The organism is Halanaerobium saccharolyticum, assembly GCF_004362045.1.
Taxonomy (GTDB): Bacteria; Bacillota; Halanaerobiia; order Halanaerobiales; family Halanaerobiaceae; genus Halanaerobium; species Halanaerobium saccharolyticum_C.
This window is the reverse complement of record NZ_SNWX01000003.1, coordinates 27,131-41,272: the sequence shown is the minus strand read 5'-3', so window position 1 is coordinate 41,272 and position 14,142 is coordinate 27,131. Positions and strand designations below refer to the sequence as shown.

General features: G+C 34.6%; 11 protein-coding genes and 1 pseudogene. All 12 read right to left on the bottom strand.

Annotated features, from left to right (window positions below):
* Nucleotides 1–65 precede the first annotated feature (65 nt).
* A complete protein-coding gene (locus DFR79_RS02860; RefSeq protein WP_166637954.1) occupies nucleotides 66–1,892 on the bottom strand; it encodes a diguanylate cyclase domain-containing protein in 1,827 nt (608 codons plus the stop codon).
* 211 nt (nucleotides 1,893–2,103) lie between these two features.
* Complete coding sequence (locus DFR79_RS02855) at nucleotides 2,104–2,385, bottom strand: DUF3343 domain-containing protein (RefSeq protein ID WP_133513998.1); 282 nt, start codon at nucleotides 2,383–2,385, stop codon at nucleotides 2,104–2,106.
* On the bottom strand, nucleotides 2,376–3,416 hold the full coding sequence (gene selD / locus DFR79_RS02850) for a selenide, water dikinase SelD (RefSeq protein ID WP_133513997.1): 1,041 nt from the start codon (nucleotides 3,414–3,416) through the stop codon (nucleotides 2,376–2,378). Before selD ends, DFR79_RS02855 begins: the two co-directional genes overlap by 10 nt.
* Nucleotides 3,417–3,529: 113 nt before the next feature.
* A complete protein-coding gene (gene yedF, locus DFR79_RS02845) occupies nucleotides 3,530–4,123 on the bottom strand; it encodes a sulfurtransferase-like selenium metabolism protein YedF (RefSeq protein ID WP_133513996.1) in 594 nt (197 codons plus the stop codon).
* Between the two features lie 18 nt (nucleotides 4,124–4,141).
* A complete protein-coding gene (locus tag DFR79_RS02840; RefSeq protein WP_133513995.1) occupies nucleotides 4,142–5,281 on the bottom strand; it encodes an aminotransferase class V-fold PLP-dependent enzyme in 1,140 nt (379 codons plus the stop codon).
* Between the two features lie 244 nt (nucleotides 5,282–5,525).
* Entirely contained in the window at nucleotides 5,526–6,698 is a 1,173-nt protein-coding gene (locus tag DFR79_RS02835) for an FprA family A-type flavoprotein (RefSeq protein WP_133513994.1), read from the bottom strand.
* A gap of 213 nt (nucleotides 6,699–6,911) precedes the next feature.
* A complete protein-coding gene (locus DFR79_RS02830) occupies nucleotides 6,912–7,526 on the bottom strand; it encodes a hypothetical protein (RefSeq protein ID WP_133513993.1) in 615 nt (204 codons plus the stop codon).
* Nucleotides 7,527–7,560: 34 nt separating this feature from the next.
* A complete protein-coding gene (locus DFR79_RS02825; RefSeq protein ID WP_133513992.1) occupies nucleotides 7,561–8,850 on the bottom strand; it encodes an HD-GYP domain-containing protein in 1,290 nt (429 codons plus the stop codon).
* Nucleotides 8,851–9,278: 428 nt separating this feature from the next.
* On the bottom strand, nucleotides 9,279–10,673 hold the full coding sequence (fumC, locus tag DFR79_RS02820) for a class II fumarate hydratase (RefSeq protein WP_133513991.1): 1,395 nt from the start codon (nucleotides 10,671–10,673) through the stop codon (nucleotides 9,279–9,281).
* A gap of 311 nt (nucleotides 10,674–10,984) precedes the next feature.
* Nucleotides 10,985–11,950: pseudogene (locus tag DFR79_RS02815) on the bottom strand (acyl-CoA dehydratase activase); the annotation flags it as partial.
* Nucleotides 11,951–13,033: an acyl-CoA dehydratase activase-related protein gene (locus DFR79_RS02810; protein ID WP_133513989.1), complete on the bottom strand. Its 1,083-nt coding sequence runs from the start codon at nucleotides 13,031–13,033 to the stop codon at nucleotides 11,951–11,953.
* A gap of 1 nt (nucleotide 13,034) precedes the next feature.
* Complete coding sequence (locus DFR79_RS02805) at nucleotides 13,035–14,081, bottom strand: acyl-CoA dehydratase activase-related protein (protein ID WP_133513988.1); 1,047 nt, start codon at nucleotides 14,079–14,081, stop codon at nucleotides 13,035–13,037.
* Nucleotides 14,082–14,142: the final 61 nt, after the last annotated feature.

Genomic DNA, 14,142 nt, shown 5'->3' with positions numbered 1-14,142 from the left:
AATATTTACCAATATTTGTAATAGTTAGAATCATTTAGAATAATAGTCAATATTCAATTTAAATTTTATTTTCTATGAGAAGATTTATCTTTATACATAACTTTATCTGCCTGTTTTAGAATTTTTGTAATATCCTGCTCCTTTGTATTTTTAATAGCCGAACCAATTCCTAAAGAAACAGTTAATTGGTCTCCTTTAGTTTCTGAAGTTTTCTCATGTATCCTCTTTATAACTTTTTTTGTTTCCTCATTACTTGTTTTTGGAAGCACAATAACATATTCATCTCCACCCCAACGAGCTAATATATCTTCGTCCCTGATAACTTTTTTTAAAATATTAGCTGTCTTAACTAGTAACTCATCACCCTTTTTGTGTCCTAATGTGTCATTAATTTTTTTCAATCCATTAATATCAGCCATAATTATACTTAATGGTAATTGGCGGTTAGTATCCAGCCTTTCCAATTCTTCCTCAAAAAATCTTCTATTATATAAACCGGTTAGTTTATCATGAAAAGTTTTATATTTTATCTCTTCTTCTGCATAAATTCTTTCCAGGGATGAAGCAGTATGAGAAATAAGAAGTTCTGCCAATTTTAGATCCTCGCTACTAAAAGCTGCTTTCTCTTTAGAAATTGCCTGAAAAACTCCTAAATTTTTTATAGGAATACTCATACCAGATTTATAATTTTTATTTTCTGATTCAAGATTAGGAAAATCGTCAAAATTATCAATAATTATACTTTTGCCTTCCCTAAAAGCTTTTCCTGCTATTCCTTCATTTTTAGAAATAGGTTTGAGGACTTCAGAAGATGATACTTTACCTACCAGTTTATCATTCTTTAAAAATCTAATATTACAAAATTCAAAATCCAATAAGTCATGTGCAGCTTCTATAGTCATTTCTAATACTTCTGTCTCGCTTTCAAGTTCCATGAATTTTAAGGCTGTAGAATGCAGTTGTTCGATAATATTTCGCTGCTGTTTTATAATCTCTTCCTGTTTTTTTCTTTCCGTGATATCTATTTGCATAGACAATATTCCTTGCTCTCCCCCAGGCAATATAATAGGTGATTCTTTTATATGAGTATAAATTTTTTCATTATTTTTTGTGATACTTATGGTATCAAATTCTAACTCCTTCCCCTCTAAAACTTCTTTTATGTGTTGTTTTGAAATTTCAAACTGGTCAGAAGCTACAAGGTTATCAGTTATTTTAGCTCCCTCTAATTCTTTTTTATTATAACCTGAAATTTCGCATAAAGTTTTATTTACCTCTAAGATAGTTCCTTCTTTATCTTCAAGTAATATACCAAAAGGGGCAGTATTAAAAATTGTTCTATATCTTTGTTCACTAGCCTGTAGAACTTGAGCTGTTTTGTAATTTTGATTACTAATATAATATGTCAAACCTGCAATAACTAAGTAACCCACAAAAAAGCTAAAAAGAGAGTGCTGAGGATTATCTGTAAAGTACAGGGCAACTCCTAACAGTAAAGCAAGTATTATATTAGTATATAGAGCTAATCGGTCTCCTTTAAAAATTAAATTTATAATTGCTAAAATAAGTAGGATATTAATAGAAACTTCAAATTCAAATCCTTGTACATAACTAAGATAAATCAGTTGAACTATTACAAATATTGCCGAGAAATAAGCAATTCGATCTATTCGTTCTTCAAAGCAGTGGCTTAACTGGGTTAATATATATAATCCGAAAAATATAAAACCGGTCAAAAGTCGTTGTTCTATAGGCATTGGATCTTGAATTGTTCTTGAATAATAAAAAATCATAGCAAAGAAAAAATAAACCATTGCTGAAATTAATAAAAAATATCTGTAAAATTTTATAGACCTATATTTTTTGTTTTTCATCTTATTTTTATAGAGCAATAAAGATAACTCTATAAGACCCTCCTTTCCCAACTTTAAAAATTTCATAAACAAAATTATAAATATTTTTAAAAACCCTTATTATAAATATTCTAGATGTTTTAATTTAAACCTTCATAAATAGATTATAAGTATTATAATTTAGTCCATAGATAGTTAATTTATTAAAAAAAGACTTTCCTAACTTGAATGAGGAAAGTCTTTTAATAGATCAATCTCTGCTGTATATTTTTTTATATTCTTTTTTCCTGTTTTCTTTTTTAAATTCATAAACAGCTTTAACCAAAATATTATTTTTCTCAAACAGATCTTTTAACTCATCCAGAGCAGCCGGTACAGTTATTGCTGAACCACAGTCAGTAGAAATTTCGGGTGGCACAGCTGCCATCCTGTAATCTAAATCATTATCAAAAAGCACTCTCTCGGCTTTAATTGAATGATGAGTTGACTCAAATAAGATTAATTTTTCTTTATGTTCTTTATTTACTCCCATTCTATCTTTACTCCTTTTTTTCCCTGCCTGGCTTTTGCGATTACAGCCACATCCAGTCCTTCAGCATAAAGATCAATTAATAACTCAGCTGCATCTGCTTCGGCAACAGAAATCAAAAGTCCACCTGAAGTCTGAGGATCATACATTAAATCATAAAGTGTCTGATCTCGCTCTCCCTTTTCGCTGACAAATTCCTGATAATTATCTCTATTTTTATAAGCACCGGCCGGTAAAAGACCTGATTCTGCAAAGTCTCTTACACCCTCAAAAACTGGAATCTCCGGAGCTTCAACTTCAATCTGCAGACTGCTGTTTTCCGACATTTCTAATAAATGGCCAATTAAACCAAATCCTGTCACATCTGTACAGGCATTAATCTGATACTGGTCAAAATATTTTAAAGCAGTATTATTTAAAGTTAACATTGATTTTACTGCCGGATTGCTCTCATCACTTTTGGAAAATCCACCTTTAATTGCCGCAACCATGACACCTGTTCCCAGAGGTTTGGTTAATAAAATTAAATCACCCTCTTTGATCCCGGAATTACTGAGTAAATTGTCGGGATGAACAGTTCCCGTCACAGAAAGACCGTACTTGGGTTCTTCGTCTACTACAGTATGACCACCACATAGGCTGGCTCCGGCTTCTTTTACTTTATCGGCACCTCCCTGCAGAATTTGAGACAGAATTTCAGCTTCCAGACAGGAGGGAAAACCGACAATATTCATTGCCAGAATCGGCTGTCCTCCCATTGCATAAACATCACTCAAGGCATTGGCAGCGGCAATCTGTCCAAATAAATAGGGATCATCCACTATGGGAGTAAAAAAATCAAGAGTCTGAATTAAAGCAAGTTCTTCAGACAGGCTATATACAGCAGCATCATCTGCCTTGTCCAGGCCGATCAATAACTTTTCTGGATCAGCAGGAAAATTAACGCGACGCAGAACCTGCGCCAGAGCCCCAGGGCCCATCTTAGATGCTCAACCAGAAGTTTTGCTGTAATCAGTTAATTTGATTTGAGACATAAAATCACCAACTTTCTATTTTTATTACTTTGTACCTTTTTACTACTTTATGTGTTTATCGATAATATTTGTTTCTCTATCTAATAATATAATAATTGAATTCAAACAGCAAATTAAACTCTTACATAATCACTGCTGTTAATGCTGTTTACGATTTCATACATGTTGCTAACTTCTCCCACCTCTAATTGATCACTTAAATCATAATAGTCAAGACAGGTACCACAGACTAAAATTTCAACTCCTGCAGTTTCCAATTTTTCTAAAGTCGCTGTTACATCCTTTTCTAAAACAGCCATTTTAACACCTGAGTTTAGAAAGATCACTTTTTCAGGCAGGGGCTTAATTTCCAGCAGAGTTGAAAGAAAACCTTTAATTAAAATTTTACCTAAATCTTCTTCGCCCTCACCTAATTTATCAGAAGCAATTAAATAAACTTTCCCCTCCTCATAATTTTTAGCTGCTGCTTTATTATTTTCACTTTCTACTTTAGCTTCTCCAGTATTTTTTATTATAATCTTAAAATAGTCAGCTGCCTCTTCTACAATACTGACTTCTGCTTTCATTTTCTGAGCTAACTTAGCTACATTTTCGGAAGCTATTTTATTGTCAACAATCACTAAAATTTCATCATTATCTGCCATTGCTTTTTTGGTCAGCACAACCGGTTTGGGGCAGTCCAGACCTCTAGCATCAATCTCCTTCATTTTTAATTCCTCCTTAGATCAAGTTATATTTTCCAGTATATTTAAAAATTCATTTACTTCAGCTTCTGTATTAAAATAACCGGGGCTAATTCGCAGCAGCCCCAGATCAGCTGTGCCTAAAAATTTATGTAATAATGGTGCACAGTGAAGCCCACCCCGCAGCTGAATATCATAGTCATGCTGCAGTTTAAAAGCGAGCTGATTGGAACTGTATCCTTCCAGATTGAAAGCTGTAACAGCCGTTCTGTTTTTTATATCTTTTTTGCCGTAAACTCTAAGCTCCGGCAGAGCGGTTAAACCAGCAATTAAAATTTTTAATAACTTCATTTCCTTTTGATGAATATTTTTTAATCCCTGTTTTTGAATAAACTCAACACCTGCCCCCAGACCAATAATACCGGGAGTATTAAGAGTACCTGCTTCCAGATAATCGGGCATTATCTCCGGTTGAGTGATACTTAAAGAATTTGTACCGGTTCCACCTTCTTTTAGAGGCAGCAGCAACTCCGGGTCTCTGACATATAAAGCACCGATTCCCGGTGGTCCAAAAAGTGATTTATGCCCGGGAACTGCCAGAAAATCGATTTTCATTTCCTCGACATCAATCGGAATTACACCCGCAGTCTGCGCAGCATCAACTAAAAATAGTATATCTTCTGCAGCAGCAATTTCACCAATCTGCCGCAGATCATTGACTGTCCCCAGTACATTAGAAGCATGAGAGACTACAATCAGTTTGGTATTCTCTCTAACAGCATTTTTTAATGACTGATAATCGACTTCTGCACTTTCTAAATCCAGATTTATATAGTCTACCTCTATTTCTCTTTCTGTTTTTAAACGTTCCAGAGGTCTAAGTATCGAGTTATGTTCCATTTTAGAAGTAATTACATGGTCTCCGCTTTTTAAAACTCCCTTGAGAACAGTATTTAGAGATTCAGTGGCCCCGGAATTAAAAACTAAATGGGCAGAATCCTTAATTGAAAAGAAATCAGCTATATTTTCTCTAACTCTAAATATCATCCGGGCCGGAGCTAAAGTTTCTGCAGAACCAGAACGACCTGGATTCATACCTGAGTTACGAATAAATTGATCTGCTGCCTGATAAACCGACTCCGGTTTGGGCCAGCTGGTAGCAGCATTATTAAAATATATCATAAAATTAACCTCCGTTTATTAAAATCTGTTCTTAATAATTAATTCTTTTTCTGAGTTAAAAAACCTTTATTTAAAACCAAAAATCTTAGATTTAATTATATTGAATGCTTGTTTATGTTCACGTACCGGGTACGCGAACATAAATGAACATAAATAAATATAAAAAACCCCTGCTTTTACACAGGAGTTCTAATTGGAGGCAATTTGGGACAAACTTATTAAATTAAATTCTTATACCTTTGTTTTATAGATTATCTAAATCTGCTTTGATTTCTGCTACCAGTCTGTCAATTTCCTGATAGTCTTCCTCTGCCCCATGACCCTTAGCAATTACTGGATCATAGAGATCAACTTTTAGATTTGGCATTAAATCAAGCAGTTTATCGGTCATTCTGCCGGCCCAACCGTAAGAACCAATAATTGAAGCATAACGAGTCTTTGGCTTTAAGACATTTGCCAGGTAGGCTGCATAAACCGCAGATGGATGAGGACCTGTTAATACAGTTGGTGAACCAAAGATTACAGTTGAAGCATCAACCAGCGAAATTGCTAAATCACCCAGATCAACATCAGTCAAGTCAAAAGGTTTAACCTTAATTCCTTCGTCAATTAAGGAGCTGATAAAGTAATTAATTAAGTCTTTAGTACTACCATGCATTGAAACATAGGGAACTACAACCTCAGGTTTTACTTCATCACTTACCCAACCCTGATAAGCATCTAAAATCATATCTGGATTATCATAGACAGGACCATGACTGGGAGCAATCATCTCAATCTCATAATCTTCTAATTTAGCCAGATTCTTTTTAATTATCATTCTAAAAGGCATCATAATTTCTGCATAATATCTTTTAGCCGCCTTGTATACTTCTGCTTCATCTTCCACAAATAAATCACTTGTAGCTAAATGAGAACCAAAAAAGTCACAGGGAAATAAAATGTTTTCTTCCTGCAGATAGGTAGACATAGTCTCCGGCCAGTGGACCCAGGGAGTATCAATAAACTCTAAGGTTCTACCACCAAGATCAATAGTTTCACCATCTTCAACAGCTCTAATTTGGTCTTCCTCAAGCTCAAGTAAATCTAAAAGCATTGGTTTTGCCTTTTGGGAACTTAAAACCTCAGCTTCAGGAAACTTCTTTAACAGATATGGAATTGAACCGGAATGATCCTGTTCAGCGTGGTTAGAAATAATGTAATCGATTTTCTCCACACCCAGATCATCCAGATTATCGAAAAAATCTTCCACAAAATCAGGCTCTACTGTGTCAATTATTGCATTTTTTTCTTGACCTTTAACAAAATATGAATTATAACTTGTTCCATCAGGTAAAGGAATCAACTCATCAAATAATTTGCGGTGCCAGTCAATAACCCCTACACTATAAATATCATCTTTAACCTTTCTAAACATATAAAACTCCTCCTTATATTCTTATACTTCTAAAAGTTATTATAGATTTTAATATGTACAGACAAAATCTTCTATCTGTACATTATTATATTAATCCTTAGTTGTTTTGTCAAGTTTATTATATAATCATATTTTTTATACTTCAGTGACCTATATCACAGAAAAAAGCGTGCCCTAAATTAACCGAGCACACTTTTTATTCTAAATTTAAGCTTAAGAAGATAGTTGTCTGTTAACTGCCTTTAAACAGGCTTTAGCAATTGCCAGAGCTATATTGTTATCTAAATAAACAGCACCAACCAATTTTTCCTTTAGTCGATTACTCTGACTGTCAAAATTATATACCTGAGCAATTACAAGCTCTTCCTTGCCCTTAATGGTAAAAACATCCTCCACTACAAGGTGACCATTAAAATCTAAATATTTATTGATAACTTCAACTACTGATCTGGCAATTAGTTTTTCCAGGTTTTCACCCATTTGCGCCTCAAATGATTCAAAAATTTCTTCTTCGTTAATCAACATCTTAACATTGCAGCGGCAGCTATTATTTTCGGTATAAATGGAAACTAACTCTATTCGATTACTGGAAAAGTCGTTAACAGCCTTTTTAAAACTGCTATCAATTCTGGCAATACTTATTTTTTTGTGGTCAATTTTAAAATCATTATGTACCATGCAGACTGTTTCTACATCTCTCACAATTCGCTTGGGATCTCTCTTTTTATCAGCAATAATATGTATTTCATCTATCTCATCTGCCCCGGTTAAATTACAGGAAACAACACCGTCAAGTTCTTGAATTAATTTTTTAATCTCTGTATTCATCCTCAACTCTCCCCTTTTTGAATCAAAATAAAAACTAGTAATCAAACGCTAATTCTAATTCTTTTATTTTCTCTTCACTTTTAAATTTATCATCAAAATAACCGTCTTTAATTAATTCAATTATTTTTTGAGCAATTTCGGGATCAAACTGACCTCCAGCGCATTTTTCGAATTCTTCTATTACTTCTTCTTTAGTCATCGGCGGCTTATAGCTTCTCCCGGTGATCATTACATCCAGAGAATCACAGGCAGTTAAAATTCTGGCTCCTACCGGTATTGCTTCTCCTTTTAAGCCTTCTGGATAACCTTTACCATCCCAGCGCTCGTGGTGGTATAATATAATATCTAATTCATCGTTAATTAAATCTATATCTTTTAAAAGTTGATAACCATATTCAGTATGTCGTTTGATTTCCTCGTATTCCTGATCATTTAAATTATCAGAAGTTCTCAAAATATGATCATCAACATAGATTTTTCCTATATCATGAATTTTAGCAATGCTGATAATTTTTTCTGATTTAGCCCGTGATAAGTTCATCTCATTACAGAGATGGTAGGTGTATTTTGCTACCCGCTCACAGTGGCCTTCAGTATAGTGATCTTTAGAATCAATTACCTTTAGAAAACTTTCAATTATTTGAGTATAGGAATTCATCTGCTGTAAGCGTGAATAAAAGAAATCTTTGATAATAAATAATAATATAATAATAAGAACAAAAAGCACTTTACTGAAGTAAATGTAGGAAGCTAGAAGAATCAATCCTAAAAAGTAGGAAGTTATTAAGTTTTTGGAAAGCTCTCTAAAATAACTTACAAGTGTCATTTTATTCACATCATTATCAGCTAAATTGATTACGGTGTAAACAAAGAAATTATTAATTATAAAATAAGCTAAACTTGCTAACAAAATAGATAAAAAAGGAAATGAATTACCATCAAGTACCGGCCTCGTAATATTAAAAATTAAAGCTCCAGAAATTGAAGCTAAAAAAATAGAACTTCTATTAAACAAAAATTTATACCAAACAAAATATTTAATCTCTTCTTTATATGTTATAGTTCCTATAGCTGTAATAATTCCCACCCAAAAAGGGTTAATAAAATAAAAGGAACTTATTAAAACTGGTAAAGTCATAGATGTTTTAATTTCAGTTATATAATTAAAAAAGATGCTATAATTATTCAGCACAAGAGTTACAGATAATAAAAATAAAATATGCGAATAATTATTTGGAAAACCATATTCATAAAATAAATAAATGAATACGATCAAAAAAGATAAATATATTGTTGATAAATAAAATTTTAATTTTTTAGTCACTTTTTAGTCACCTCTTAGTTGGTAAATCTGACAGCAGAATAGTCAAAAATTTACCACTTACTGGTGTCAGCTAATACAGTAATAGCAGTACCAAATGTAATTAAAGCAGTTGTAATAGCAATATAAAGCTTCTTCATTAAAGATTCAGCTCCCTTCGTTTTTTGTATTTCTAAGCTCATTTACGAAGGTAAGCTAGGCTCATTTTTTTAAGCTAGTCTCTTTCTGCTGTCAGATTACTATTTAATATAATTCAATGTTTTTGACAAAAGTCCTCTTTTTTTGATAAAAAAAGTACTATTAGACCTTAATTCATTAGTTTTGCCGGTGGTTTTTAGAAGAATCTAATAATTGCCAGAAAAAATAACAAAAATCGACAGGTAGACGGTACTTGTCAGGTTTTGACCGTTTCTGTCGATTTATGGAAATAATTATTCTATATTTGCTTTTGTCATTTTTTTAGGATCTACGTGTTTTTCAAATTCCTCAGCACTCAAATATCCAAGACTTACTGCCGCTTCTTTTAGACTGAGTTCTTCTTTAAATGCTTTTTGAGCAATCTCTGCAGCTTTATCATAACCAATAACTGGATTGAGGGCTGTAACCAGCATTAAACACTGTTCCAGATAATTATCTATCTGTTCCTCATTTGGCTCAATTCCACTTAGACAGCGCTGATTATAAGAACTGGCAGCATCTCCCAGCAGTCTAATTGACTGCAGTATATTATAAATAATCAGTGGTTTAGTTACATTAAGCTGAAAATTACCGCTGCCCCCACCAATATTGACAGCAGTATCATTTGCCATCACCTGAGCTGCAGCCTGAAATAAGGCTTCAGCCTGAGTTGGATTAACCTTCCCCGGCATAATTGAACTTCCAGGTTCATTTTTAGGAACTTTAAGTTCTCCAATTCCACAGCGGGGACCGGAAGCAAGCCAGCGGGTATCATTGGCCAGCTTCATTAAAAACGAAGCTGCTGTTTTCAAAACCCCACTTAAATTAACAAAACTATCATGAGCTGCAATTCCGGCAGATTTATTGGCTGCAGCCCTAAAATTTTTATCTGTTTCTAGATTTATGTATTTAACTGCCAGCTCGTCAAAACCCGCTTTAGTATTTAAACCTGTTCCCACAGCAGTTCCACCCAGAGGCAGCTTTTTTAAGTACTTAAGGCTGTCCTTAAGCATTTCAATTATATCTTCCAGCTGAGCTGCAAAGGCGGCAAATTCCTGCCCAAGAGTAATTGGGGTAGCATCCATCAGATGAGTTCTTCCCACCTTGACAAGTTCTTTATATTCTTCTGCTTTCGCTTCCAATTCACTCTTTAAATCAGCAAAAATCGGCAGCAGAAAGTCTTCTACTTTAATTACAGCCGCCAGAGCCATTGCAGTTGGAAATGTATCATTTGATGACTGAGACATATTAACATCATCATTGGGATGGACTGGTTTTTTGCTCCCCAATTCTTCTCCCGCCAGCTGCGAAATCCTATTTACCAGAACTTCATTTACATTCATATTTGTCTGAGTTCCAGAACCAGTCTGCCAGAGAGAAATAGGAAAATGCTGATCAAGCTCTCCTGCAGTTAGTTCTTCAGCTGCTCTCAAAATATAATCTCTTCTGGCTCTATTAATTAATCCCTGTTCATGATTTGCCAGCACAGCCGCTTTTTTGACAATTCCATAAGCTCTAATTATTTCAATCGGCATTTTCTCTTCCCCGATTGGAAAATTTTCTACAGCCCTTGCAGTCTGGGGCCCATATAGTTTATCAGCAGGGACCTTAACTTCTCCAAGACTGTCTTTTTCTAAACGATAATCCATCTGACACCTCCAATAAATAAAATATTTTAAGACTATAAATTCAAATTGCTCTCAATAAAATATAAAATTAAAAGTTAAACATAAACATTATCTTCTTTATCATCTGTATCGGAATCTTCCAGCTCTTCTTCCTGCTCCTCAAGCTCTTCTAATTCCTTCATTACCTGTTTTTCTTTTTCCGGATCTATTTTATAGAGATCAACTTCCAGCTCTTCGGCCGTTTTATTAAAATCTTTATTTTCTTCTTCTGCAGTTCTGGCAGCAGTATTTTCTTTATTTCTGGATCTGCTCTCAGCAGCAGCACTATCTCCAATTAGAGAAGCCGACCACTTACCACAGCGGTCACCGGTAACAGCTATTATTTTACCATCAGCTATGACCTTGATTACCTCACAGTTGTTGGCACAGTCCTCACATTCAAAACTTGTTGTTTCAAACTCCTGCCTTGTTAAATCAAAACCTCTAAAACTGCTTTCCTGACCACTTCTTTTAACATCTCTTTTGGCCAGCATGGCAATTCCAATTGCTCCCATTACATCGTGATGCTCAGGTACAATTACTTCAGCTCCAATCTCCTCTTCAAAGGCTGCTTTAATCCCAATATTGGCTGCCACACCACCCTGAAAAATATATTCTCCTTCTAAAACTCGGTTCCGGACCAGGTTGTTCATATAATTTCTGACCAGAGCTTCTGAGAGACCATTGATAATTTCAGGTTTAGTAAAACCATACTGCTGCTTTGAAATCATGTCAGATTCAGCAAAAACCGTACAGCGGCCGGCTATCCTGACATCTCGATCAGCTTCTAAGGCCAGTTCTCCGAATTCTTCAATTGGAACTCCCAGTCTTTCTGCCTGGTGGTCCAGAAAAGAACCTGTACCGGCTGCACAGACAGTGTTCATCGCAAAATCAACTGCAATTCCATCTTCCACAATTATTAGTTTGGAGTCCTGGCCCCCGATTTCAAAGATAGTACCAGCTTCGGGATGATAGTAAGTTGAAGCACGGGCATGAGCGGTAATCTCATTTTTAACTGTATCTGCACCCAGCACATAGGCAATTAACTGGCGGCCGCTACCTGTAACCCCAACTCCTCTAATCTTATACTCCTCCAGTTCAATTTCTTCTTTAAATTTAGTTAAACCTTCTTTAACCAGCTCTATTGGATTACCTGAGTTGCGGGTATAAAGTTTAAAAGCAAGTTCATTTTCTTCATCGATAGCAACAATATTTATACTAACTGAACCGATATCTACACCCAGATAAAGATTTGTCATCTACATAACCTCCCTGTAGTCTTTTTCTTTGATCATATCCAGAAAAGCTTCCACTCTGGTCAGTACATTTGCATCAGCAGTCTGCTCATCGATAGTAATACTTAAAACTGGTATCTCATATTTTTCTGATAGATCATCTGCTACACTTTGAGATACAAGCTCCGGCAGACAGCCAAAAGGTTTAAGATGAATTATCCCATCAAATCCTTTTTCTTTAAAATCAATGGCATGCCCCATATTGCTCCGGGCATGGCCCCCAATATCAGCTTCTATAAATTCTTCTCCTTTTTTTTCGATTTCCTCTAAATCTTTGCCGGTAAAAGGGAAGATATTTTCTCTAATCCAGTCTGTCAGATACTGAGAACGTTCAACTTCAAAACCAAAACGATTTACTTTTTCTTCAATCTGGTTGTTAATTGACTGTTCCAACACAACATAAATTTCACCGATAATGCCAATTCTATAGCGTTCAGCTTCGGCTGGAATAGACTTGTCAAATTTGGCCAGTTTATTTAGATATTTATTTTTAATTCTCTTTATATCTGCAGTATTTTTAATCTGATAAAACTCTTCCTGAGCATCCATCCAGATTCTATTGATTGTTCCTTTGTCATTATAGGCTCTTAAAATTTCTACTTTTTTTTCAATCTCATCCAGAACTTTTGTCAATTGATAAACAGTTTTGATCACTCGACCAACCTGCAGCCAGGAGCTGTCCCCTTTTAATCGTTTAATAACCTCATAAAAGTATTTATAATCATCATGAGGAGAATCGATAACGATAATTTCCACATCATAACCTAAATCCTGAAGAATCTTTTTATGAACTTCACCAAAATATCCGGCCCGACAGGGTCCATGACCACCACTGGTGACCAGGGTATCTACCCATTTTTCCATCAACTTTAAATAGATACCAGTAATCACTTTAAAAGGAAAACAGGCAAATTCAGGGCTGTATTTCACCCCCAGATCAATGATTTCTTTATTGGGCTTCGGCGGCATTACAACATCATGACCCAAAAGTTCTAAAAGTTTTTTATATACTATTGTTGGTCCCATATAAGGAAAAGATAATCTCATCTTAGTTATTCTCCTTTTTTAGTCGCAGCAGATCAATAAAGGCTTCAATTCGGGTTATGATATGGCTTTCTCCTGTCTGTTCATCAATTCTTAAAGTCATAAAGGCTTTATCATATTCTTTGGCATCAACCTCTAAAATCTGGCCCAGAATTGAATCAGGACCACAGCCAAAAGCAGTCAGATAAATAACTCCATCTACCTGCTCATTTTTCAAATAATGTTCTGCTGCTCCATAAAGTTTATTTGTAAATTCCCAGAACATGGGTTTGCGCAGCTTAGCTAACTCTTTTTCTATAATTTCCGCTGCTGCCATCGAAAATGTGTGGACTCTAACCCCCATCTCCTTTAGCTTGTTCAGAATATCCATGTTTAGATACTGATCAGAAAGATTATAACCATAACCAATTAAAGCAATATCAACGATTTTTTCATTACCAGGTGTTTCTATATCTTTTCTCTGACTCTGAGGTAGTTTTTTTTCATTTTCAAATTTAGAAATCAATTTCTCCAGCACTTCCAAATCTTCAATTCTGGAAAAATCATTAATTAAATATCCCTGATAGAGTAAATTTCTATACCGCTGCCAGAAATTAGACGCTTCTTTTAAAGCTTTTTTCATTTTGTGTTTCGGAATAGATAAAATTTCTGCCAGCTGCTGATGATTGGAAAGTTGGGCAATATTATCACTTTTTGAATCAATCTGATCAGAAATTATTTCTGCCTGCAGCCGGGGTAAAGAATGTCTGACCATATCCGGTAAACCAATAATTTTCGGGCAGAAAACTACTCCTTTTCGAATTGAGTGAAATCGCGGCAGAAAAATATAATCAACATCTTTTTGATCAAGGTTTAAAACATGGCCAATCATGACTTTAATGGGAACACAGATTTCTGATAATGAATTTTTTACTCCCTTATCCAGAAGTTCTCTGGAAGTATTATCAGAAATAACAGGCTCTAAATTCAGTTCGTCAAAAAGCTTGATCCAGAACGGAAAGTAGTAGTAATACAGCAGAGCTCTGGGGATCCCAATTTTCATTTTACTCATATTTCAATGCCTCCAAAACTTATCAGAATTTATTTTCAATTTATAAACATTTTATAGTAAA